Below are 22,234 nucleotides of genomic sequence, written 5' to 3'. Positions count from 1 at the left end.
GACGAAGGATCATGCAGAGCCCGCTTTTCGGCTACACCGAGGTCCAGAGCCAGGACCGCTACGCGATGCAGAACCCGAGGCTGCTGCGCGTCTCCCTCACCGGCCACGAGGACGTGCTCGCCCGCAAGGGCAGCATGGTCGCCTACCAGGGAATGCTGGAGTTCGACGGTGAGTACCAGACGCCCCAGCAGCGGAACGCGAGGCGGAGGACGGGCGAGGGACTCGACCTCATGCGCTGCTCAGGGCAGGGGACCGTCTATCTCGCCAACCTCGCCCAGCACGTGCATCTGGTGGACGTCGAACGCGACGGTCTGACCGTCGACAGTGCGTACGTCCTCGCCCTCGACTCCCAGCTGCACTGGGAAGTCATCGCGGTGGACAGTCAGTTCGGCGTCTCCGGGTCCGGCAAGTACAACCTCAACATCACCGGACGGGGCAAGGTCGCGCTGATGACGTCCGGACAGCCCCTCATGATGCGGGTCTCGCCGGACGCCTACTCGAACGCCGACGCCGACGCGGTCGTCGCCTGGTCGAGCTCCCTGCGCGTGCAGATGCAGGCGCAGACGAGCGCTTCGCAGGTGTGGCGCCGTCGCGGAAACACCGGCGAGGGCTGGGAGTTGAGCTTCATGGGCCAGGGTTACGCCCTCGTCCAGCCCAGCGAGCTGCTGCCTCCCCAGAACGCCGTGATCGGCCAGGGGCTCCGCGCGCAGTACGGCATGGGCCCGAACGGAGCGGCAGGCCAGAACCAGGGCAACATCTTCACCAACTGAGCCGTGGCGGGGCCGGGCCTCCGTCCGTGAGACGGGGGACCGGCCTCACACGCACACCCGGCGGGTGCCCAGCCCGTCCGGCAGCGCCCCGCTCAGTTCACCCTGTCCGCGCCAGCACGCGGGAGCGCTCCGTGAGCGACACCACCGACTCGTCGGCCACGGCCGCCACTTCGCCGTAGCCGAACCAGCGCAGCTCCAGGGACTCCTCGCTCACCTGCTCCAGCGACCCGGCCGGCGCCAGCGCCGCGTACTGCACGTCCAGATGCCAGGCACACGGCGTCAGATGGCGGTCGAGCCGCACAGGCCCGCCCGCCATCAGCGTCAGACCGCTGATGCCCGACTCCTCCGTGGCCTCCCGCAGAGCGGCGTCCTCGAGCGTGGCGTCCTCGGGTTCGCAGTGCCCGCCCGTCTGCAGCCACATCCGCAGCTTGCGGTGCAGCGTCAGCAGGACGCGCTCTCCGCCCGGATCGATCACAAGCGCGCTGGCCGTGATGTGACCGTCCTTGCACGCCTTCCACATGCCGTCCGGACGGGACTGGAGGTGGCGGAGGTACTCCTCGCGCAGGCGTTCCTGCGCCTCGTCCGGGGCGGGCCACTCCGTGAGCCTTCGGACGGCGTCCTCGAGCAGGCTCACTTCTTCTCGCCGGGGTCGCTGCCGTCGCCGCGGCCCTCGTCACCGCCGTCGTCAGGGCGCCCGTCACCAGCGGCTTCGCCGCCGTCACCGCCGGAGCCCTCTCTCGCGCCGGCCGAGTTGCCGCCGGACGCCCCCTCCGCGGCGTCGCCCAGCATCTTGTCCAGCTCGGAGAAGTCGGCGTTCTCGCTGTGCACGAAGCCGTCGGGGTCGTCCAGGTCCGCCGCGGTCGGCAGCATGTCGGGGTGCGCCCACAGCCCGTCGCGCCCCTCCATGCCCCGAGCGTCCGTGAGCGAGGCCCACAGCCGGGACGCGTCGCGGAGCCTGCGGGGGCGCAGCTCCAGCCCGATCAGCGTGGCGAACGTCTGTTCCGCCGGGCCTCCCGAGGCGCGGCGCCTGCGCAGCGTCTCCCGCAGGGCGGAAGCAGACGGCAGGTGCGGCTCGGCGGCGGCGTGGACGACCGCGTCCACCCAGCCCTCCACGAGCGCGAGAGCCGTCTCCAGCCGGGCCTTCGCGGCCTGCTGCTCCGGAGTGTCCTCGGGCTGGAACATGCCCTGCTGCAGGGCCTCCTGCAACTCCTCGGGCCGCTGCGGGTCGAACTGGCCGACCACGTCCTCCAGCTTGCTGGTGTCGACCTTGATGCCGCGGGCGTACCCCTCGACCGCTCCGAAGAGATGCGACCGCAGCCACGGGACATGGGCGAAGAGCCGCTGGTGGGCCGCCTCGCGGAGCGCGAGATACAGCCGCACCTCGTCCTGGGGGACGCCGAGCCCCTCACCGAGCGCCGACATGTTCCCCGGCAGCAGCGCGGCCTTTCCGGGCGGCCCCAGCGGCAAGCCGATGTCGGACGAGCCGACGACCTCGCCGGCCAGCACACCCAGGGCCTGACCGATCTGCGTACCGAACATCGCGCCGCCCATGGAGCGCATCATTCCGATGAGCGGACCGGCCATCGCCTGCATCTCTTCGGGCAGTACGTCGCCCATGGCTGCCCCGACGCGCTCGGCGACGGGGTCGACCAGGTCCTTCCACACGGGGAGCGTCAGCTCGACCCACTCCGCACGGCTCCACGCCTCCGCGGTGCCCGAACCGGACGGCAGGGACGTCACGCCGTCGAGCCAGAGATCGGCCAGGCGGACGGCTTCCTGCACCGCGGCACGGTCGCTCGGGCCGATGCTGGCATCCTTCGTGGCCTTCTCGGAGCCCTCCGGCAGTGCGTCGCGGCCGGGCGGCCCCGCTGCGACGGTCTGCCGCGCGATGTCCTTGGCCATCTCCCAGTTCACGGGCCCTCCCTCGTAGGAGAGCATCTGCCCGAGCTTCTGGAAGGCGGCGCCGAGGTCGTTGGGGTCCATGCCGCCCTGACCGCCGCCGAGCGAGCCGAACATCGCGGCCAGCGGATTGTCGGCACCGGGTCCTCCCGGGCCTCCGCCGAAACCGAAGGGGCCGGGCGCCCCGCCCCGGCCCTGACCACCGCCCTGACCGCTCTGACCGCCTTGGCCACCCTGGCCGGCGCCGTCACCCTTCTTCTTGCCCTCGTCCCCGTCTTCGGGCTCCTCGGGAGGTACGCCGAATCCGAATGGGAAGTCACTCACGGGTTTCCTCGGCTCTGTCTCGTGGGTCTCGTGCGTTCAAGGTCCTGCGGGTCTCGCCGGACGGTGCGCTGACGTTGGCTCGCAGGAACGAGCCAGTGGACTACGTTGGACTGGACCGGCTGGCCGAAGTGGACCAATCGGGATATACGCGAGTCTGCACGGATCTCGTCGGCTCCACCTCCAGCCTAGACACCTGTCAGGCAGGATGGAGCCTGCGCACCTCCTACCAGAAACAACCGCTGGAGACGACCGGTGAGTTCCTCCGAGAGCAACGTTCGCGCAGCGCGAACCCCAACCGTCGCCGTGACGGGCGCCGCCTCGGGGGTCGGGGCGCTCCTGACGGAGCGCCTTGCCGCTTCGGAGGAGATCAAGCGCGTCATCGCCCTCGACGAGCGCCGGGGCGAGGTCAGCGAGGCGCAGTGGCACACGCTGGACGTCCGGGACCCCGCCATCGCCGACCGTCTCCGCAACGACGGCGATCCTGTCGACGTCGTCGTCCACCTCGCCCTCGACCTCGACCTGGAGACGGACCCCACCGCCCGTACCGCCCTCAACGTCCGCGGCACCCAGACGGTGCTCACCGCGGCCGCGGCCGCAGGCGTGCGGCGCGTGGTGCTGTGCACGTCGACGATGGTGTACGGCGCCCTTCCGGACAACGACGTACCGCTGAGCGAGGACGCCGAACTGCGCGCCACCGCCGAGGCCACGGCAGTCGGCGACCTGCTGGAGATCGAGCGGCTCGCCCGCCGTGCGCCCCGCGCGCACCCCGGGCTCAACGTCACGGTCGTACGCCCCTCGGTCCTCGTCGGGGCGGGCACGGACACCGCCCTGACCCGCTACTTCGAATCACCCCGGCTGCTCGTGGTGGCCGACTCCCGCCCCTGCTGGCAGTTCTGCCACGTGGAGGACCTGGTCACGGCTCTGCAGTACGCGGTCCTGGAGAAGGTCGACGGCGAGTTCGCCGTCGGCTGCGACGGCTGGCTGGAGCAGGAGGAGGTCGAGGAGCTCACGGGGATCCGGCGGATGGAGCTGCCCTCGGCGGTCGCGCTGGGGGCCGCTTCCCGGCTGCACCGGCTCGGTCTGACGCCCTCGCCCGCGGGCGATCTCGCCTACACCATGCACCCCTGGGTCGTCTCGGGATCACGGCTGCACGACGCGGGCTGGCGGCCTCGCTGGACGAACGAGGAGGTGCTGGCGGAGCTGCTGGAGGAGGTCGCCGGACGCCACACCCTCGCCGGACGCCGGCTGGGACGTACGGAAGCAGCCACTGCGGCGGGCGCGGGCGCGACCGTCGCTCTGCTCGGCACCGCCGCACTCGTGCGCAGGGCCCGCAAGCGCCGCGGCCTGTAGGGGCGTCGGCGCACGGCCGGTCCGCTCCGCGGCGCCGGCGTGCACCGCCGGGGGTGCTTCCGGTTCCACTGGCTGTGGTGCGTAGGGCAGCATGAGGGCATGTCGCAGAAGTTCGATCACCCTGCTGAGCAGGCCGCGGACGACCCCATCCGGTTGCTCGGCATCCGGGAGGCGCCCCTCTCCGTGGACGAGGTCTTCGCCGCCGTGGGCGACGACGCGTCGGGGGGCACCGCGCTCTTCGTGGGGACGGTCCGCGATCACGACGGCGGTGCTGACGTCACCCGTCTGGGTTATTCGTCCCATCCGACAGCTGAAGCCGAGCTGCGCCGGGTCGCGGAGAAGGTGGCCGCGGACTTCCCGGTTCGGGCGCTCGCAGCCGTGCACCGGGTGGGCGAGCTGGAGGTGGGGGACCTCGCCGTCGTCGTCGCCGTCTCCTGCCCGCACCGCGGGGAGGCCTTCGACGCCTGCCGCCGCCTGATCGACAACCTCAAGCACGAGGTCCCGATCTGGAAACACCAAACCTTCTCCGACGGCACCGAAGAATGGGTCGGAGCGTAGCGACGTCACTCTGGGGTGGCGGTCGGGTGACGGGTGGGTGGGTCGGAGCGTAGCGACGTCATCTCGGGGTGGTGGCTGGGTGACGGGTGGGTGGGTCGGAGCGTAGCGACGTCACTCTGGGGTGGCAGTCGGGCCTTGGCGACCGGGCGGGGTTTCGAAGATCTCGTGAAGCTCCCCTCGCGGGATCGGTGCAGCTCTTTCGGTGTCTCTTCACGGAAGATGCGTGGGCGGTCTGGCGTAGAGCTGTCACCGGGGCAGGCGACGGATGACCCGCTCAGCGCATGTCCGGCTTGCGTAACCAGGCCCCGCGAATGAGCGTTGTCCTGCCGAGAGTTAATCTGCTCATCGGCCGTTGTGCTCGGCTGATGTCCGTCGGGCGACGTGTTCACAGGGGGTCGGGAGGTCTTCGTGGCAGCACTTTCGTGGTTGCTGATTCCGATTCTTGCGGCTGTCGCTGCCGGTGTCTGGAGCAGCTGGGCGAGCCGGCGCCGCACTGGCACCCCGGATTCGGCGGGGGTCGCTGGTTACGAGCGTTTCCGGGCGGCCATGGAGCGTTCCCGGAGCGAGGAGACGGACCGCCCGGCGGCGTCCGATCCCGGCACCGAAACGTTTGGGCAGGCGTCCCGTCCGACGCCGGACCGTCCCGCCCGCACAGCCGAATGACTGTGCGATCCCGTACTGTCGTGCCATGCCACGCCGCACTGCGACGATGCTCGCGTCCACGCTGCTGCTGATAGGTCTGCTCTGCGCAGGGGTGCTGATCAAGGTCCCTTACGCAGAGATGTCGCCGGGTCCCACGGTCAACACGCTCGGTGAGCACGACGGGGAGCCCGTTCTCAACATCAAGGACCGCAAGACGTACGAGACGTCCGGCCACCTGAACATGACGACGGTCCGCGTCACGGGTGCCGACTACCGGATGAACCTCGCGGAGGCCGTCAGCGGCTGGCTCCAGCACGACAGCGCGGTCGTCCCGCATTCCACGCTCTACCCCGAGGACAAGTCGGCCAAGGAGGTCGACGAGGAGAATGCCGAGGAGTTCAGCGCCTCCCAGGAGAGCGCGAAGGTCTCGGCGCTCAGGGAGCTGAAGATCAAGGTTCCGTCGTTCGTCATCGTCGGCTCCGTCGTCAAGGGCGGCGCCTCTGAGGGCAAGCTGCACGCGGGGGACGTGGTCCGGGCCGTGGACGGCAAGAAGGTGCGGGACCCCAAGGACGTGGCGGGGGTCGTCACCAAGCGCAAGCCGGGGGAGAAGGTCCGCTTCACCGTGGTTCCGGCGTCGAAGGCGGAGGCGGCGGAGAAGGCCGGGAAGAAGCTGTCCGCCCGCGACGAGCAGCAGATAACCGTCGGCACGAGGAAGGCCGAGGACGACGGGCGCACCATAGTCGGCATCCAGCCCGCGATCGGCCACGCCTTCCCGTTCGACATCGACATCAAGCTCGCAGACGTCGGCGGCCCGAGCGCCGGACTGATGTTCTCGCTCGGCATCATCGACAAGCTGACCCCCGAGGACCTCACGGGCGGCTCTTTCGTCGCCGGTACGGGCACCATCGACGACAAGGGCAAGGTCGGGGCCATCGGCGGCATCCAGATGAAGACGGTGGCCGCCCGCGCCAAGGGCGCCAAGTTCTTCCTGACCCCCGAGGACAACTGTCCGACGGCGGCGAAGGACAAGCCCGCCGGCCTCACCCTCGTCAAGACCGGCACGATCGGCGACGCGATGGACGCTCTGGAGAAGATCCGCAAGGACGACACGGGCGCGCTGCCCAAGTGCAAGGCGGACTGACGGGGAGAGCGCCAGCTCACGGCGTCAAGGGCTGAGCCCCAGCCCGGCGGGCCCCTCACGCCGGCTGTGCGAATCCCATCAGTGAAGGGGCCGCCGCCGGCCGCCCTCCGCGACGCGGCACTCACTGCCCGCGTACGCGCAGTGAGTGCCCGGCGGCTCCGGCGCCCGTGGGTCACTCCTCGAACGTCGCCGCCAGTGCCTCCGCCAGGCCGGGGACCAGGCCGGCTCCCGTGAGCACCTCCGTGGAGGCGTCCTTCTCGCGCAGCCGCAGAGCCGACTCCCGGGTGCCGTCGCGCAGCACCGCGACGGTCATGCGGACCTCCTGACGCTCCGGGTGCTCCGCGACCCACTTGGTGAGCTCGTCCTCGGCGCCCTCGCGCTGGAGGGCCTCGGGGATGGCGTCCTCGGCGGACTGCGGCAGCATCAGCCGTTCCACCGTCATCGCGCAGCCCGCCACGGAGTCCGGCCAGGCGATGGTCGCCAGGAACTCGTCGAGCGGGGCGCCCGTGGGGAGTTCGTCCTGTTCCACCGGCGTGAGCGAGGTGCCCGGCCGGCCGGTGTCGTCGAAGCCGAGCTGTCCGGCCAGTTCGGGTTCCTGTTCGCGCAGCTGAGCCGTGTCGACCAGTGCGAAGAGCCGGCTGGGCTGGTCCCAGCCGAGGCCCGCCGCGTACTCGTCGAGCTCCAGCACCGCCTGGGTGAGCGGGTCGGATGCCAGGGGCGTGCCGTCGGTAGAAAGGTTGTCCATCCCTATATCGTGCCGCCTTCGACCCCGGGATCGGGAACTGGGTAAAGGTTCGTTAAGTTGCATGAGTGGGCCTACGATGCGGGCCCGTCTTATTCACTGCGATCTTCGAGGTGCGCACCTTGGCTTTCCAGATGCCGGACCGGGGCTCAGGCGGCGGTCCCTCAGGGCCACGGATCAGAGTGGGCCGCCCTTCCCGACGTGCCCGGACACTGCTGATGACAGTGGGCGTGCTCGCGGTGCTGGCCATGCTCTTCGTCATGTTCACCGGGTTCTGGACCGACTGGCTCTGGTATCGCTCGGTGCAGTACAGCTCGGTCTTCACCAAGACGCTGTGGACGAAGGTCGGCATGTTCGCCGTCTTCGGTCTGCTGATGTCCCTGGCCGTCGGGCTCAACATCTGGCTGGCCCACAGGCTGCGCCCGCCGCTCAGCGCCATGTCGCTCGAGCAGCAGAGCCTCGACCGGTACCGCATGAGCATCGCCCCGTACAAGAAGTGGGTGCTGCTGGGCGTCACCGCGCTCGTCGGGCTGATCGCCGGTGCGTCGGCCGCCGGGCAGTGGCGTACGTGGCTGATGTGGGTCAACGGCGTCCCGTTCGGCAAGACCGACGCGCACTTCGGCGAGGACATCTCGTTCTACGCTTTCGACCTGCCCTGGTACCGCTTCCTGCTCAGCTTCGGCTTCGCCGCAGTCGTGCTGTCGCTGATCGCCGCCGCGCTCGTGCACTACCTCTACGGCGGGCTCCGCATCACCACCCCGGGCGCCAGGGCGACCGCGCAGGCCACCGGGCACCTGTCCGTGCTGCTGGGGTTCTTCGTCGCACTGAAGGCCGTCGCGTACTGGCTCGACCGCTACGGGCTCGCTGTGAAGTCGGGTGACTTCAAGGCCACCGACAACTGGACGGGCCTGAAGTACGTCGACGCCAACGCCTACCTTCCGGCGAAGACGATCCTCTTCTGCATCGCCATCATCTGCGCACTGCTCTTCTTCGCCACGATCTGGCGCCGCACCTGGCAGCTGCCCGTCATCGGCTTCGGCCTGATGGTGCTCTCGGCGATCCTGATCGGCGGCCTCTACCCGGCGATAGTCCAGAAGTTCCAGGTCCAGCCGAACGAGCAGGCCAAAGAGACGCCGTACATCGAGAAGAACATCAAGGCGACGCGCGACGCCTACGACATCAACGATTCGCAGGTCGACGACTATTCGGGGACCAGCAAGAAGGGCAAGGAGGAGCTGCGCCAGGCGGCCGACGACACCGCGAGCACGCGCCTCCTCGACCCGAACGTGGTCTCGCCGACGTTCCAGCAGAAGCAGCAGGTCCGCGGGTACTACCAGTTCCCCGCGACGCTCGACGTCGACCGCTACAAGACCAAGGACGGCAGGGAGCAGGACACCGTCGTCGGCCTCCGGGAGATCAACACCGACGGCATCCCGGAGAAGAACTGGATCAACGAGCACTTCAAGTACACCCACGGCTACGGCATGGTCGCCGCCAAGGGCACCACGGTGGACAAGGACGGCGCGCCGGACTTCACCGAGAAGGACCTCCCGCCCAAGGGCGACAAGGGCAAGTACGAAGGCCGCGTCTACTACGGCGAGAAGACCACGCAGTACTCGATCGTGGGCGGTCCGCAGAAGGAGCTCGACTACGCGGACGACAACGGGGAGAAGACGTACACCTACACCGGCAAGAGCGGTGTGAACCTCTCCAACCCGCTGAACCGGGCCGCGTACGCGGTGAACTTCAACGAGCCGCAGATCCTGTACTCCGGTGCGATCGGCGAGGGCTCCCGGATCCTCTACAACCGGACGCCCAAGGAGCGCATAGAGGCTGTCGCCCCCTGGCTGACGATCGACGGAGACCCGTACCCGGCGGTCGTCGACGGGCGCATCAAGTGGATCGTCGACGCGTACACCACCTCGGACGGCTACCCGTACTCCTCCCGCACGACGCTCGGCGACACGACCGCCGACTCGCTGACGAGGGACGGCCAGCGTGCTGTGGTCGCCCGGCAGAACCGGGTCAACTACATCCGCAACTCCGTCAAGGCGACGGTGGACGCGTACTCCGGCAAGGTCGACATGTACCAGTGGGACAAGAAGGACCCGGTGCTGAAGACCTGGATGAAGGCGTTCCCGGACACGGTCAAGCCGAAGGGCGCGATCGGCGACGACCTGATGGACCACCTGCGGTACCCGCAGGACCTGTTCAAGGTGCAGCGCGAACTGCTGACCCGGTACCACGTCACGTCCCCGTCGCAGTTCTACAGCGGCAGTGAGCGGTGGCAGATCCCGGACGACCCGACGCACAAGGGCAACGCGGTTCCGCCGTACTACCTGAGCCTGCAGATGCCCGACGAGAAGAAGCAGACGTTCTCGCTGACGACGACCTTCAACCCCAACAAGCGGGAGACTCTCGGGGCGTTCATGGCCATCGACGCCGATCCCCGCAGCTCGGGGTACGGCAAGATCAAGATGCTGAGGCTGCCGTCCAACACGACCGTCTCCGGCCCCTCGCAGGTGCAGAGCAAGTTCAACTCCGACCCGGCGATCGCCGAGTCGCTGAACCTCCTCAAGCGGGGCGACTCGGAGATCGAGTACGGCAACCTGCTGACGGTGCCGCTGGAGGGCGGCCTGCTCTACATCGAGCCCGTGTACGTGCGCGGTGCGGGCACCAACTACCCGCGCATGAGGAAGGTCCTCGTCACGTACGGCGAACGCATCGCTTTCGAGGACACGTTGGGGCAGGCCCTCGACAAGGTCTTCGACGCCAAGGGCGGCTCCGACGAGGGCGAGGAACCCGACAAGCCGGAGGAACCGCCGGCTTCCGGTGACGCGACCGTGCAGGAAGCCCTCGAGAAGGCGCAGGAGGCGTACGACGACGGCCAGCGCGCCCTGGAGAAGGGCGACTGGAAGGAGTACGGCAAGGCGCAGGACGACCTGGAGGCCGCACTCGAGGACGCCCGCGACGCCGAAGAGGAAGCGAAGAAGAAGGAGTAGCCGAGGCCCTGCGGGCCCCGGGCTCGCAGGGCGGCTGCCCGTGTGCTGAGCACCCCGCGCCGTGGTGTAGAGTTGTCATCACAACGGCGCGGGGTGGAGCAGCTCGGTAGCTCGCTGGGCTCATAACCCAGAGGTCGCAGGTTCAAATCCTGTCCCCGCTACTGAAGATGAAGGGCCCGGATCCTCAAGGATCCGGGCCCTTCGTTCTGTTGACGCGCCGCGTGCCCAACACCCTTTCGTGGCAAGCGGTTTGAGGTGTCTCTCTGTCGGGAAGTCGACAAACCTCTGAAGTGACCTCACTTGGTGGTGGTATTCCAGGTGTACGTGGGTTGCGGGTGGTGCGACGATGGTGCTTATGGGGGACAAGGTGAGGCTCGACGGTCCACCGAGGACCGGCGCGAGCCGGACTGGTATTGACAACGACACCGAGGATGCTGCGGCGATGAGCGTCCTCGGGGCTCAACTGCTGCGCCGCGGCGACCTGGACGGAGCCGAAGCGCCGCTCCGCGCGGCCACCGCTGCCGGTGATCGCGCCGCCGCGAACAATCTGGGGGTCCTGCTCCACCAGCGGGGGTACGCCGACGAGGCCGCCGGCTGGTGGCGCGTGGCCGCCGTGGCGGGATCCGCGGCCGCGGCGCACGCACTGGGAAGGCACCACCGCGAGCGCGGGGACGAACCCGCGGCGCACTACTGGCTGCTGCACTCCGCCGAGTGCGGCCACCCGCTGGGCGCGTACGCCCTCGCCGATCTGCTCGAGCACCGCGGCGAGGACGGCGCCGAGAAGTGGTTCCGCGCCGCCGCGGAGCAGGGTCACCGGGAGGCCGCGTACCGCCTGGCGCAGATCGTCGGTGCGCGCGCGTCTGAACTGGCTTCGGAGGGGGAGGAGAGCGCCGAGGCCGCGGAGCAGGCCGCCGGGGAGGCGGAGCAGTGGTACCGGCAGGCGGCCGCGCGCGGTCACCGTCGTGCCGCTCTGCGGCTCGGCGCGATCCTGGAGCGCCGTGGTGAGCTGAAGGAGGCCGGACGCTGGTACCTCACGTCCGCCAAGGACGGCGAGCCCCGTGCCGCGTGCGCGCTGGGCTTCCTGCTGCGCGACGCGGGCGACGAGGAGAGCGCGGCCGTCTGGTGGCGCAGGGCGGCGGAGGACGGGGACGGCAACGCCGCCAACGCCCTGGGCGCCCTGCACGCCGACCGCGGCGAGCGCCAGGCAGCCGAGCGCTGGTACCGGGTGGCTCTCGAATCCGGGTGCGACAACGGGGCGTTCAACCTCGGGCTGCTCTGCGCGGCGCAGGGCCGTACCGCGCAGGCCGAGCAGTGGTACCGCCGTGCCGCGTACGCGGGGCACCGCGAAGCCGCGAACGCCCTCGCCGTACTGCTGCTGCAGCGCGGCGACGCGGACGGCGCCGAGCCGTGGTTCTCCAAGGCCGCCGAGTCCGGCAGCATCGACGCCGCCTTCAACCTCGGCATCCTGCACGTGGGCCGTGGCGACCACGGCACGGCTCGCGTCTGGTACGCGAGGGCGGCCGCGGCGGGTCACGCGGAGGCCGCACTGCAGGTCGGCATCGCGCTGCTGCGTGAGGGCGACGAGCACGGCGCCGGGCGGCAGCTGCGCTGCGCCGCGGGCGGTGGAAGCGTCGAGGGCGCGTTCCGGCTGGGGGTGCTCCTCGAGCGCCGCAGGACGCAGGAGGACACGGCCGGCGCGACCGATCTGCTCAACAACCGCCCGGAGTTCGAGGAGTGGTACGAGCGGGCGGCCGAGCAGGGCCACCGCCGTGCTCAGGTGCGGCTCGGCATGTGCGCGGCTGCCCGCGGCGAGATCGTCGACGCCGCGCGCTGGTACCGCGCGGCGGCGGAGGCGGGAAGCCCCAACGGAGCTTTCAATCTCGGCCTGTTGCTGGCCCGCGAGGGCAGTGAGCCGGAGGCCGCGCTGTGGTGGACGCGGGCGGCCGAGGCGGGGCACGGTCGCGCCGCCCTGCGTCTCGCGCTCCTGAGCGCGCGGCGTGGGGAGCTGGAGCAGGGGCAGTACTGGTGCGCGCAGGCGGTCGAGCTGGGTCCGGACGAGGTGGCCGAGCGCGCGGCCAAGCTGCGTGACGCGCTGCGGTCGGAGCTGTCCGCCTGACCGGGTGGCCCCGCGCATCCGCGCGGGGCCACCCGGGGTGCGCACTGGGCGTGCGGGAACGGATTTGCGCTGGTCGTCGCGGCAGGGTTAGAGTTACGGCACAACGGCGCGGGGTGGAGCAGCTCGGTAGCTCGCTGGGCTCATAACCCAGAGGTCGCAGGTTCAAATCCTGTCCCCGCTACTGAAGATGAAGGGCCCGGATCCTCAAGGATCCGGGCCCTTCATCATGTTCGCGTGATCGCGCTCACGGTGTCTTCGGGGCGCCGGGCGATCGCCGTACGGCGACGGGCACACTCAAGATCAAGAGGAAGTCCGCGGCCCCTGTGAGGGGGCACCGCTTGTCGGACGCGGGGCGCAGCGCTCAGGTGGAAGCGCACTGGGGGCAGGTGCCCCGGTAGGTGACCGTGGCGTCCGCGATGGTGAAGCCGTAGCGCTCGGTCTCGGGGAGATTGGCGAGCGGGTCGCCCGAGGGGTGCACGTCGCGGATGGTGCCGCACCGCGAGCAGACGAGGTGCTGGTGCGTGTGCCGGGCGTTGGGGTCGTACCGCTTCGCGCGGCCGTCCGTGCTGACCTCGATCACCTCGCCGATGGCCACGAGCTCGCTCAGCGTGTTGTAGACGGTGGCACGCGCGATCTCCGGCAGGCGCTCGGAGGCGCGGGCATGCACCTCGTCGGCCGTGTAGTGCACGTGGTCGCCGTCGAGCACCTCGGCGACGACTCGCCGCTGCGCGGTGAGCCGCCAGCCACGGTCACGGAGCCGCTCCAGCAGGTCACTCATACAACAAGCCTAGCAGTGCCGGGGTCCGGGAAAAGAACCCGTATGGAAGTAGTCGCCTTCTTGACTTAGACAATGTCCAATGTAGGCTCGGCAGGGCTAGCTGAGCACAGGCACAAAGCAGGAGGAGCACGTGACGGTTCAGGACAGGACCACTGGCCCGCTGACGACAGAAGCCGGTGCCCCGGTCGCGGACAACCAGCAGAGCCAGACGGCCGGCCCCGGCGGCCCTACCTTGATCCAGGACCAGCTCCTGCTCGAGAAGCTGGCGCACTTCAACCGTGAGCGCATCCCGGAGCGAGTGGTGCACGCGCGCGGCGCCGGGGCGTACGGGACCTTCACGCTGACGAAGGACATGTCGCAGTACACGCGCGCGGACTTCCTCACGGGCGTCGGCAAGCAGACCGAGACCTTCCTGCGCTTCTCCACGGTGGCGGGCAACCTCGGCGCCCCGGACGCGGTCCGTGACCCGCGCGGGTTCGCGCTGAAGTTCTACACCGAAGAGGGCAACTACGACCTCGTCGGCAACAACACCCCGGTCTTCTTCATCCGGGACGCCATCAAGTTCCCCGACTTCATCCACACCCAGAAGCGGGACCCGTACACGGGGTCGCAGGAGGCGGACAACGTCTGGGACTTCTGGAGCCTCTCGCCCGAGTCGACGCACCAGGTCACCTGGCTGATGGGCGACCGCGGCATCCCCGCCACGTACCGGCACATGAACGGGTACGGCTCGCACACGTTCCAGTGGAACAACGCCGACGGCGAGGTCTTCTGGGTCAAGTACCACTTCAAGACGGACCAGGGCATCCAGACCCTCACCAACGAGGAAGCCGACGTCCTGGCGGGCAAGGATCCGGACAGCCACCAGCGGGACCTGCGTGAGGCCATCGAGCGCGGCGACTACCCGTCGTGGACGGTGCAGGTGCAGATCATGCCCGCCGCCGACGCGCCGAACTACCGCTTCAACCCGTTCGACCTGACGAAGGTCTGGCCGCACGCGGACTACCCGCCCATCGAGATCGGCAAGCTGGAGCTCAACCGCAACCCGGAGAACATCTTCGCCGAGGTGGAGCAGTCGATCTTCTCGCCGCACCACTTCGTGCCCGGCATCGGCCCGTCCCCGGACAAGATGCTCCAGGGCCGCCTCTTCGCGTACGGGGACGCCCACCGCTACCGCGTCGGCATCAACGCCGACCACCTGCCGGTGAACCGCCCGCACGCCACGACCGCCAACAGCCACGGCCGCGACGGCCTGATGTACGACGGCCGGCACGGCGGCGCGAAGAACTACGAGCCCAACAGCTTCGGCGGCCCGTCCCAGACGGACCGGCCGCTGTGGGAGCCGGTCGCGGTCTCCGGTCACACCGGGGACCACGTGACGCCGTCCCACACCGAGGACGACGACTTCGTCCAGGCGGGCAACCTGTACCGGTTGATGCCGGAGGACGCAAAGCAGCGTCTGATCGACACCCTCGCGGGCTTCATCTCGCAGGTCGCGCGGGACGACATCGCCCAGCGCGCCATCGAGAACTTCCGGAAGGCGGACGAGGACTACGGCAAGCGGCTGGAGGCCGCGGTCCAGGCCCTGCGCGGCTGATCCGACCGCTCGCCGTGAGAAACCGGAGGGACCGGACGTGTCCGGTCCCTCCGGTGTGTCCGCCCGCTGCCCCTCCAAGGCGGCAGGACGGTGTCCGTGCAGGTCGGAGGTGGCGTCACACCGCGAGGGTGGAGGGCACCTCTCCGGTTCTCGCGGACGTCCAGCAGCGCACGATGTCGCGTACCGAGACGACGCCGACGGGCTCCTGCCCTTCCAGCACGATGAGGTGGCGGAATCCGCCGTGGGTCATCGCTGCGGCGGCTTGTTCGAGTGTCCACTCGGGCGTCGCGAAGACGACCTCGGTGGTGGTGTGCTCCTGGGCCGACTCGCGATCGGGGTCCTGGCCGGCGCCGAGGGAGTTGAGGACGTCGCGCTCGGTGAGGATGCCGACGCCGCTGGTGTCGGGGTCGAAGACGACCGCGGCGCCGACCCGCCGGGCGGACATCAGTGCGGCGGCCTGGCGCAGGGTGTGGGCGGGGCCGATGGTGAGGACAAGGCTGCTCATGGCTTCGCGGACGAGGGTGGGCATGTTCGTGGGCCACCTCCTGGCGGAACCGCTTCCCTTTCGAGAAGCAATTCACAAGGGCACAAGCTTACGTACCCTCATGTTCACATGCCCCCGGAGGCACAACAAGGGTGCGTGCGTGCCGCGGCCGGGGCGAGGGTGAGGGCAGGTGGCGAGCGCCGCCGCCACCTGCGCGATCCCGTCCGGCCGCAGGCTCAGGCCGTCAGATAGCCGAGCACTTCTTCGTGGAGCAGCCCGTTCGAGGCGACCGCGTTCCCGCTGTGCGGGCCCCTTTGGCCGTCGAGCCCCGTGAACGTGCCGCCCGCCTCCTGCACGATGATCGCGTTCGCGGCCATGTCCCACAGGGACAGCTCGGGCTCCGCGCAGGCGTCCACCGACCCCTCGGCGACCATCATGTAAGGCCAGAAGTCGCCGTATCCGCGCGTCCGCCAGCAGTTGCGGGTCAGTTCGAGGAAGCCGGGCAGCATGCCGCGCTCCTCCCAGCCGTGCAGCGAGGAATAGGCGAAGGAGGCGTCCCGGACGGCCTCCACCTGGGAGACCCGAAGCCTGGTGGCCTGCGACAGGCTGCGCCCCGTGTACGCCCCGCCGCCCTTCGCCGCCCACCAGCGCCGGTTCAGGGCCGGCGCGGAGACGAGCCCCACGACGGGCTGGTCGCCCTGCTCGCCCAGCTCGGTGAGGGCGATGAGAGTGGCCCACACGGGCACGCCTCTCACGTAGTTCTTGGTGCCGTCGATCGGGTCGATGATCCACCGGCGGGAGCCGTGGCCTTCGGTGCCGAACTCCTCCCCCAGCACCGCGTCGCGCGGCCGGGTGCGCTTGAGGGACGTACGGATGAGTTCCTCCGCCGCCTTGTCGGCCTCGCTCACCGGCGTCAAATCCGGCTTTGTCTCGATCTTCAGATCCAGAGCCTTGAACCGCTCCATCGTCGCGGCGTCGGCAGCGTCGGCCAGTACGTGGGCGAGACGCAGATCATCGTGGTAGTCCGGCATGTGTGAACAGTATCGACCACGCTGATGGCCAGCCACAGGGCAATGCCCGGGCGCAGCCAAGTGACTGCGGGCCATTCGGGCCGAACGGAGTGTGCGCGCTGTCTTGACAGGGCCTGGCGGCCCGTCAATTCTGTCCGGCACCCCAGCCGCCGGGCACGGAGGCAATGATGCCTACTGCACGCGAGACCCTGCTTGAGGCCGCACACGCGGCTGTCGGAACGCAGCCGTGGCCGGGCGTGCGGATGGTGGACGTCGCCGCCGCCGCGGGTGTGTCCCGGCAGACGCTGTACAACGAGTTCGGCACCAAGGAGGGCCTCGGTGCGGCCCTGGTGGACCGGCTCGTCGAAGGTTTCCTCGACGGTGCCGCGCGGGCGGCCGCCGAAGCCGGCCGGGGGGAGGATCCCGCTGCGTCGTGTGCGGGGGCGGCGTCGTGGATGCTGCGTGCCGCCCGCGACGAGCCCGTCGTGCGTTCCGCTCTCACGGGGTGCTGGGGCGGGCGGATGCCTCCTCCGGGGACCGGCGGAGACGGATCCGCGGAGGACGGCGCGGAGCCCGGACGGCTCGCGGCGGCCCTGTGCGAGCGCATGATGTCCTCGCTCTCACCCAACGGCCACGCGGCGACGCTGAACCGCGCCTGCGAGGCGGGGGTGCGGATAGCGCTGTCGTTCGTCGTGGCGCCCCACGCGGGGCGGGGAGACGAGGAGGCGCTCCGTCAGGTGCGGGACGTCGTACGGGCGCTGCTGGCGGACTCGCACTGACCGTGCCTGCCGGGACGCACTGTCCGCGCGGCGTCCGTGGCGCTGTACGCGAGACCTCGGTCTGCAAGTCCTCTGTGTGCGCGGGCGGCCGGCCAGTGCCTCGGTCAGTCTCCTTCGCCCTGTTCGCGCGTCTCCAGCAGCCGACGCAGTGAGTAGAGGCGCTGCGGATCGGCGTGGCCGTCGGCCACCCACTGGTCCAGGGCGCAGTCCGGTTCGTCGTGGCTGCAGGCCCGCGGGCAGTCGGCGGTGCCGGGTTCGAGGTCGGGGAACGCGCCGATGACACGGGAAGGGTCGACGTGGTGCAGTCCGAACGAGCGCACGCCCGGAGTGTCGATCACCCAGCTTCCCTCCTCTGCCAGCGGGAGGGCGAGAGCTGACGTAGTGGTGTGCCGGCCGCGTCCCGTGACGGCGTTGACGTGACCCGTGGTGCGCCTGCGCTCCTCCGGTACCAGGGCGTTCACCAGGGTCGTCTTGCCCACGCCGCTGTGCCCGACGAAGACGGTCGTCCGCCCGTACAGCAACTGCCGTACACGCTCGGCCGCTTCGCCCTGCTCCAGCTCCGCGCGGCTGGTGACGACGTGGCGCAGTCCGAGCGGCGTGTACTTCTCCAGCAGCGGATCGGCGGGCGACAGGTCGGACTTGGTCAGAACGAGCAGGGGTTCCAGCCCCGAGTCGTACGCGGCGACCAGGCAGCGGTCGATCAGGCGCGGGCGCGGCTCGGGATCGGCGAGGGCGGTGACGATGGCGAGCTGGTCCGCGTTGGCGACGACCACGCGTTCGAACGGGTCGTTGTCATCTGCCGTACGGCGCAGCACCGACGTGCGCTTCTCCACGCGCACGATGCGCGCGAGGGTGTCCTTGGCGCCCGAGAGGTCTCCGACGAGTGCGACGCGATCGCCGACCACCACGCCCTTGCGGCCCAGTTCGCGCGCTTTCATCGCGGTGACCGTGCGGTCGTCGACGAGGCACGTCAGACGGCCCCTGTCGACGGTGAGCACCATGCCCGCCGCCGCGTCCTCGTGCTTCGGGCGGTTGTGCGTACGCGGGCGTGTGCCCTTGCGGTTGGGGCGTACGCGGATGTCGTCCTCGTCGGTGTGCTTGCCGTAGCGGCGCATCGCGGAAGCCTCTCAGGCTCTCTCTTCGACGCGCTCGCCACCGGGCCCGGCGCCGTGCGCGGCCGTCCGTCCGTCGAGCATGTCCGCCCACAGGCGGGGGAAGTCCGGCATGGTCTTGCCGGTCGTGGCGATGTTCTCCACCTCCACGCCCTCGACCGCGAGGCCGAGCACCGCACCGGCGGTGGCGAGGCGGTGGTCGTCGTAGGTGTGGAAGACGCCGCCGTGCAGCGGGCGGGGGCGGATGCGCAGGCCGTCCTCGGTCTCCGTGACGTCTCCGCCGAGGCCGTTGATCTCCTTGGTGAGCGCGGCCAGCCGGTCGGTCTCGTGGAGGCGGAGGTGGCCCACGCCGCGCAGGACCGACTCGGAATCGGCGAGAGCGGCCACGGCGGCGATGCCGGGGGTGAGTTCACCCACGTCGCCGAGGTCGGCGTCCAGGCCGCGGATCCGCCCGCCGCCCGTGAACGTCAGCCCCTGTTCGCTCAGTTCGCACGAGCCGCCCATCTCGGTGAAGATGCGCCGCAGGGCGTCGCCGGGCTGCGTCGTCCGCTCCGGCCAGTCGCGGACGGTGACCCGGCCGCCGGTGACCAGGGCCGCCGCGAGGAAGGGCTGCGCGTTGGACAGGTCCGGCTCGACGACCAGGTCGCGCCCGCGCAGCGGGCCGGGGGCGACGCGCCAGACGTCCGCCTCGCCGCCGTCCTCGGGGGCGTCGACCCGCACTCCTGCCGCGCGGAGCATGTCGACCGTCATGCGGATGTGCGGGACGGAGGGCAGCGTTCCGCCGGTGTGGCGTACCTCGACGCCCTGGTCGAACCGGGGGCCGGACAGCAGCAGCGCGCTGACGAACTGGCTGGAGGACGACGCGTCGATCTCGACGCTGCCGCCCGGCAGGGAGCCGCTGCCGTGCACGGTCATCGGGAGACGGCCGCGGCCGGCGTCCTCGACGCGGGCGCCCAGGGCGCGGAGGGCGTCGATCACGCCGTGGAGCGGACGTTCGTAGGACCGCGGATCCCCGTCGAAGCGGACGGGGCCGTCGGCGAGCGCGGCGAGCGGCGGCAGGAAGCGCATCACCGTGCCCGCGTTGCCGACGTCGACAGTCGCCGGGCCGCGCAGCCCGGCAGGGGCGACGTCCCAGAACTCACCGGCCCCGCCGGGGCCGGTGACCTCCACGGAGGCGCCCAGAGCGCGTACCGCGTCCGCCATCAGCAGGGTGTCCCGCGAGCGGAGTGGACGGCGCAGCCGGCCCGGCCCGGCGGCAAGAGCCGCAAGCACCAGAGCGCGGTTGGTGACCGACTTGGACCCCGGAACGGCGACGGTCGCGTCGACGGGGGCGGACGCGGACGGTGCAGGCCAGAGGTCGGCGGAGGAGGAGTGCGCGCTCATGAGATTCACTTTAGTCGCTCGGTTCGTCCGCCCTTTCGGGTGGAAACCGCGCATCACCAGGGCAGGACGCGACGCAGCGGCACGGGCCGCCACGCGCCTCCGCCTCCGCAGACGCAGGGCGTCACAGGGCCAGCAGCCAGCGTCCGCCGCCGGTCAGGCAGCAGAGCGTCACGACGTGGAAGAAGAGGAGCCAGACCACTGCGGGGACGTGCGTGAGCCTGGAGAGCTGGTCCGCGTCCGAGTCCGCTGCTCCTCCGCGGCGGCGTTTCCCCTGCAGTTCGAAGACGGGACGGACGCCTCCCAGGAGCAGGAACCACACGGCGCCGTAGGCGAACGCCGCCTGGACCTCGGGCTCCGTCAGCCAGCTGACGAGGAGGAAGAGGCCGCCCGTCAGGAAGACGGTCAGGACCCCGTAGGCGTTGCGGATCATCACGAGCATGAGCAGCAGCAGGGCAGTGGCGCTCCACAGCAGCAGCGTGATGTGGTTCGCGGCCAGCAGCCAGGCGCCGCCCAGCCCCAGCAGCGAGGGCGCTGTGTAGCCGGCGGCGGCGGTGAGCACCATGCCGATGCCTGTCGGCTTGCCGCGGGAGAGCGTCAGGCCGGACGTGTCGGAGTGCAGGCGGATGCCGTCGAGCCGCCGTCCGGAGAGGACCGCGACGAGACCGTGGCCTCCTTCGTGGGCGATGGTCACCGCGTTGCGCGAGAAGCGCCATACGCCGTGCGGCAGTACGGCGCCGAGGGCTATCGCCGCGGTGATCAGGACGAGCCACTGGCTCGGGTCGGGCTGCGTACCGAAGACCCGGTCCCAGAGCCCGGCGATGCTCGTGGTGTCCATGTATTTCCCAGTCCTCCCCGAACCTGCTGTGCGTCGCCTCACAACGCCCCCGCAGCGGCGTGTGCTTCTCCGTGAACGCGCAGCGCTGCCCGTCAGTGCCGTGGCAGTGTGGCACTTATGTGCGGACGGTATGCAGCCAGCAGGAAACCGGAGGACCTTGTCTCACTTTTCGGTGTGGAGAAGTGGGAGCCTCAGGAAGCGCTGGCCCCCGACTGGAACGTGGCACCGACCAAAGAGGTCCACGCAGTCATCGACCGTCCGCTGAAGGGCACGGGCGACCCCCGCCCCGTGAGGCAGATGCGGAAGCTGAAGTGGGGGCTCGTGCCGTCCTGGGCCCAGTCCCCGGACCTCGGCGCGAAGATGATCAACGCGCGTGCCGAGACAGTGCATGAGAAGCCCGCTTTCAGGCGGCCGTTCGCCTCCCGGCGCTGCCTGCTCCCTGCCGACGGCTACTACGAATGGTGCACGGCCCGGGACGAGTTGATGCTGGAGCAGGAGGGGAAGCGGAAGCGTCCCCGGAAGCAGCCGTACTTCGTCACGCCGGCAGACGGCTCCGTGATGGCCATGGCCGGGCTGTACGAGTTCTGGCGGGACGGCACGCTGCCCGACGGCCACCCGCACGCCTGGTGGACGACCTGCACGGTGGTCACGACGGACGCGGAGACAGCGCCGCTGGCGGGTGACAGCGGGGAGGACGGGCCGAAATCCCTGGCCGAGATCCACCCCCGCATGCCGCTGATGCTGATGCCCGAGGTCTGGGACGCGTGGCTGGACCCGGCGCGCCGCTCGCAGGAGGAGCTGCGCGCGCTCCTCGAACCGCCGCCGCCGGGGACGATGCGCGCTTGTCCCGTCTCCACAGAGGTCAGCAACGTGCGGAACAACGGGCCCGAGCTCCTGCACGAACTGACGGGGCCGGAGGTCGGCACCCTCTTCTGAGGGGGCTTCCGAAGGGTTCGCTCTGTGAGGAGCCCGGGCTTCTGGGGTGCCGCCGGTGCATCGGCCACCTCGCCGGGTGGCGCCACGCACAGTCGCACACGCCGCCTCAGCGGTTCGCGGCAGGATGCTCCCATGAGCGAGATCGTGGAGACCCCCGCAGGAGACGCCCGCATCACGTGGCACACGGCGAAGAACGCGCGGTCAGTGCTCGCCCTGGGGCACGGGGCCGGCGGCGGGATCGAGGCACAGGACCTGCAGGCGCTGGCACAGGCGCTCCCGCCGTCCGAGGTCGGCGTCGCACTGGTCGAGCAGCCGTGGCGCGTGGCCGGGAAGAAAGTCGCACCGGCCCCCAAGACGCTCGACACGGCCTGGCGAGCGCTGTGGCCGGCCCTGTGCGCGCCCGGTCTGCCCGTCGTCGCCGGCGGGCGCAGCGCTGGGGCGCGGGTCGTGTGCCGGACGGGGAGCGAACTGGGTGCTCAGGCGGTTCTCGCCCTGTCCTTTCCGCTGCACCCGCCGGGGAAGCCGGAGAAGTCCCGCGCCGAGGAGCTGACGGCGGCGGGGCTCCCGACCCTGGTGGTGCAGGGCGGCCGCGACCCCTTCGGGCATCCGGACGAGTTCCCCGAGGGGACGCGGATCGCCGAGGTGCCCGAGGGCGACCACTCCTTCCGGGTCCCGAAGCGGGCGGCCGTCGGCCAGGAGGAGGCGCTGGACCTGCTCACGGAGTCGGTCGGCGACTGGCTGGCGGGGCTCGGCCTCGCGTCCGCCCGCGGGTGAGC

At 70.5% G+C, this 22,234-nt stretch carries 19 protein-coding genes and 2 tRNA genes; 12 read left to right on the top strand and 9 right to left on the bottom strand.

All coding sequences use genetic code 11. From position 1 onward, the window contains the following. Positions 1 to 11: 11 nt before the first annotated feature. Positions 12 to 770 carry an AIM24 family protein gene (locus H181DRAFT_RS03785; RefSeq protein ID WP_045862750.1) on the top strand — a complete coding sequence of 253 codons (759 nt, stop codon included), beginning with the start codon at positions 12 to 14 and terminating at the stop codon, positions 768 to 770. A 97-nt stretch (positions 771 to 867) separates the two neighbouring features. On the opposite strand, the gene H181DRAFT_RS03780 is transcribed toward H181DRAFT_RS03785, so the two are convergent. Both H181DRAFT_RS03780 and H181DRAFT_RS03775 read right to left on the bottom strand, forming a co-directional pair. Beyond that, entirely contained in the window at positions 868 to 1,404 is a 537-nt protein-coding gene (locus tag H181DRAFT_RS03780; RefSeq protein ID WP_045862749.1) for an NUDIX hydrolase, read from the bottom strand. Continuing rightward, positions 1,401 to 2,993 carry a zinc-dependent metalloprotease gene (locus H181DRAFT_RS03775; protein ID WP_045862748.1) on the bottom strand — a complete coding sequence of 531 codons (1,593 nt, stop codon included), beginning with the start codon at positions 2,991 to 2,993 and terminating at the stop codon, positions 1,401 to 1,403. The genes H181DRAFT_RS03780 and H181DRAFT_RS03775 overlap by 4 nt, the downstream gene beginning before the upstream one ends. Positions 2,994 to 3,245: 252 nt before the next feature. Here H181DRAFT_RS03775 and H181DRAFT_RS03770 point away from each other — a divergent pair, with 252 nt between their 5' ends. The 3 genes from H181DRAFT_RS03770 to H181DRAFT_RS03755 all read left to right on the top strand — a co-directional run bounded on the left by H181DRAFT_RS03770 (position 3,246) and on the right by H181DRAFT_RS03755 (position 6,684). Then, complete coding sequence (locus H181DRAFT_RS03770) at positions 3,246 to 4,343, top strand: SDR family oxidoreductase (RefSeq protein ID WP_045862747.1); 1,098 nt, start codon at positions 3,246 to 3,248, stop codon at positions 4,341 to 4,343. 99 nt (positions 4,344 to 4,442) lie between these two features. After that, positions 4,443 to 4,901 carry a molybdenum cofactor biosynthesis protein MoaE gene (locus H181DRAFT_RS03765; protein WP_045862746.1) on the top strand — a complete coding sequence of 153 codons (459 nt, stop codon included), beginning with the start codon at positions 4,443 to 4,445 and terminating at the stop codon, positions 4,899 to 4,901. 688 nt (positions 4,902 to 5,589) lie between these two features. After that, entirely contained in the window at positions 5,590 to 6,684 is a 1,095-nt protein-coding gene (locus tag H181DRAFT_RS03755) for a YlbL family protein (RefSeq protein WP_045862745.1), read from the top strand. Positions 6,685 to 6,856: 172 nt separating this feature from the next. Here the strand turns inward: H181DRAFT_RS03755 and H181DRAFT_RS03750 are convergent, their stop codons facing one another. Next, complete coding sequence (locus H181DRAFT_RS03750) at positions 6,857 to 7,429, bottom strand: PPA1309 family protein (RefSeq protein WP_175439705.1); 573 nt, start codon at positions 7,427 to 7,429, stop codon at positions 6,857 to 6,859. Positions 7,430 to 7,560: 131 nt separating this feature from the next. Between H181DRAFT_RS03750 and H181DRAFT_RS03745 the strand changes: the two genes are divergently transcribed. The 4 genes from H181DRAFT_RS03745 to H181DRAFT_RS03730 all read left to right on the top strand — a co-directional run bounded on the left by H181DRAFT_RS03745 (position 7,561) and on the right by H181DRAFT_RS03730 (position 12,725). Further along, a complete protein-coding gene (locus H181DRAFT_RS03745) occupies positions 7,561 to 10,428 on the top strand; it encodes a UPF0182 family membrane protein (RefSeq protein ID WP_078895466.1) in 2,868 nt (955 codons plus the stop codon). Between the two features lie 87 nt (positions 10,429 to 10,515). Continuing rightward, positions 10,516 to 10,589: transfer RNA gene (locus tag H181DRAFT_RS03740), tRNA-Met, on the top strand. 281 nt (positions 10,590 to 10,870) lie between these two features. Next, positions 10,871 to 12,544 carry a tetratricopeptide repeat protein gene (locus H181DRAFT_RS03735; RefSeq protein WP_254666682.1) on the top strand — a complete coding sequence of 558 codons (1,674 nt, stop codon included), beginning with the start codon at positions 10,871 to 10,873 and terminating at the stop codon, positions 12,542 to 12,544. Between the two features lie 107 nt (positions 12,545 to 12,651). Next, a tRNA-Met gene (locus H181DRAFT_RS03730) sits at positions 12,652 to 12,725 on the top strand. Between the two features lie 180 nt (positions 12,726 to 12,905). Here the strand turns inward: H181DRAFT_RS03730 and H181DRAFT_RS03725 are convergent. Further along, positions 12,906 to 13,322, bottom strand: coding sequence for a Fur family transcriptional regulator (locus H181DRAFT_RS03725; RefSeq protein ID WP_045862743.1), 417 nt, complete (start codon positions 13,320 to 13,322; stop codon positions 12,906 to 12,908). Positions 13,323 to 13,452: 130 nt separating this feature from the next. Here H181DRAFT_RS03725 and H181DRAFT_RS03720 point away from each other — a divergent pair, with 130 nt between their 5' ends. Further along, the gene (locus H181DRAFT_RS03720; protein WP_045862742.1) at positions 13,453 to 14,919 is read left to right on the top strand and encodes a catalase; all 1,467 of its coding nucleotides are present in this window, start codon (positions 13,453 to 13,455) and stop codon (positions 14,917 to 14,919) included. A 115-nt stretch (positions 14,920 to 15,034) separates the two neighbouring features. Here the strand turns inward: H181DRAFT_RS03720 and H181DRAFT_RS03715 are convergent, their stop codons facing one another. Beyond that, entirely contained in the window at positions 15,035 to 15,448 is a 414-nt protein-coding gene (locus H181DRAFT_RS03715) for a CBS domain-containing protein (RefSeq protein ID WP_045862741.1), read from the bottom strand. 191 nt (positions 15,449 to 15,639) lie between these two features. Beyond that, positions 15,640 to 16,434 carry a histidinol-phosphatase gene (gene hisN / locus H181DRAFT_RS03710; RefSeq protein ID WP_045862740.1) on the bottom strand — a complete coding sequence of 265 codons (795 nt, stop codon included), beginning with the start codon at positions 16,432 to 16,434 and terminating at the stop codon, positions 15,640 to 15,642. 167 nt (positions 16,435 to 16,601) lie between these two features. Here hisN and H181DRAFT_RS03705 point away from each other — a divergent pair, with 167 nt between their 5' ends. Continuing rightward, positions 16,602 to 17,192, top strand: a complete 591-nt coding sequence (locus tag H181DRAFT_RS03705; protein WP_045862739.1) for a TetR/AcrR family transcriptional regulator — start codon at positions 16,602 to 16,604, stop codon at positions 17,190 to 17,192. 104 nt (positions 17,193 to 17,296) lie between these two features. Here the strand turns inward: H181DRAFT_RS03705 and rsgA are convergent, their stop codons facing one another. The 3 genes from rsgA to H181DRAFT_RS03690 all read right to left on the bottom strand — a co-directional run bounded on the left by rsgA (position 17,297) and on the right by H181DRAFT_RS03690 (position 20,522). Then, on the bottom strand, positions 17,297 to 18,307 hold the full coding sequence (gene rsgA, locus H181DRAFT_RS03700; RefSeq protein ID WP_045862738.1) for a ribosome small subunit-dependent GTPase A: 1,011 nt from the start codon (positions 18,305 to 18,307) through the stop codon (positions 17,297 to 17,299). 12 nt (positions 18,308 to 18,319) lie between these two features. Then, positions 18,320 to 19,687, bottom strand: a complete 1,368-nt coding sequence (aroA, locus tag H181DRAFT_RS03695) for a 3-phosphoshikimate 1-carboxyvinyltransferase (RefSeq protein ID WP_045862737.1) — start codon at positions 19,685 to 19,687, stop codon at positions 18,320 to 18,322. Positions 19,688 to 19,808: 121 nt separating this feature from the next. Then, positions 19,809 to 20,522 carry a M50 family metallopeptidase gene (locus tag H181DRAFT_RS03690; protein WP_045862736.1) on the bottom strand — a complete coding sequence of 238 codons (714 nt, stop codon included), beginning with the start codon at positions 20,520 to 20,522 and terminating at the stop codon, positions 19,809 to 19,811. 117 nt (positions 20,523 to 20,639) lie between these two features. Here H181DRAFT_RS03690 and H181DRAFT_RS03685 point away from each other — a divergent pair, with 117 nt between their 5' ends. Together H181DRAFT_RS03685 and H181DRAFT_RS03680 are read left to right on the top strand one after the other, a co-directional pair. Further along, positions 20,640 to 21,458, top strand: coding sequence for an SOS response-associated peptidase (locus H181DRAFT_RS03685; RefSeq protein ID WP_045862735.1), 819 nt, complete (start codon positions 20,640 to 20,642; stop codon positions 21,456 to 21,458). 132 nt (positions 21,459 to 21,590) lie between these two features. Then, positions 21,591 to 22,232: an alpha/beta hydrolase family protein gene (locus H181DRAFT_RS03680; protein WP_045862734.1), complete on the top strand. Its 642-nt coding sequence runs from the start codon at positions 21,591 to 21,593 to the stop codon at positions 22,230 to 22,232. Positions 22,233 to 22,234: the final 2 nt, after the last annotated feature.

This window comes from Streptomyces sp. WMMB 714 (assembly GCF_900090125.1).
Classification (GTDB): Bacteria; Actinomycetota; Actinomycetes; order Streptomycetales; family Streptomycetaceae; genus Streptomyces; species Streptomyces daqingensis.
This window is presented reverse-complemented; position numbering and strand designations above follow the sequence as displayed.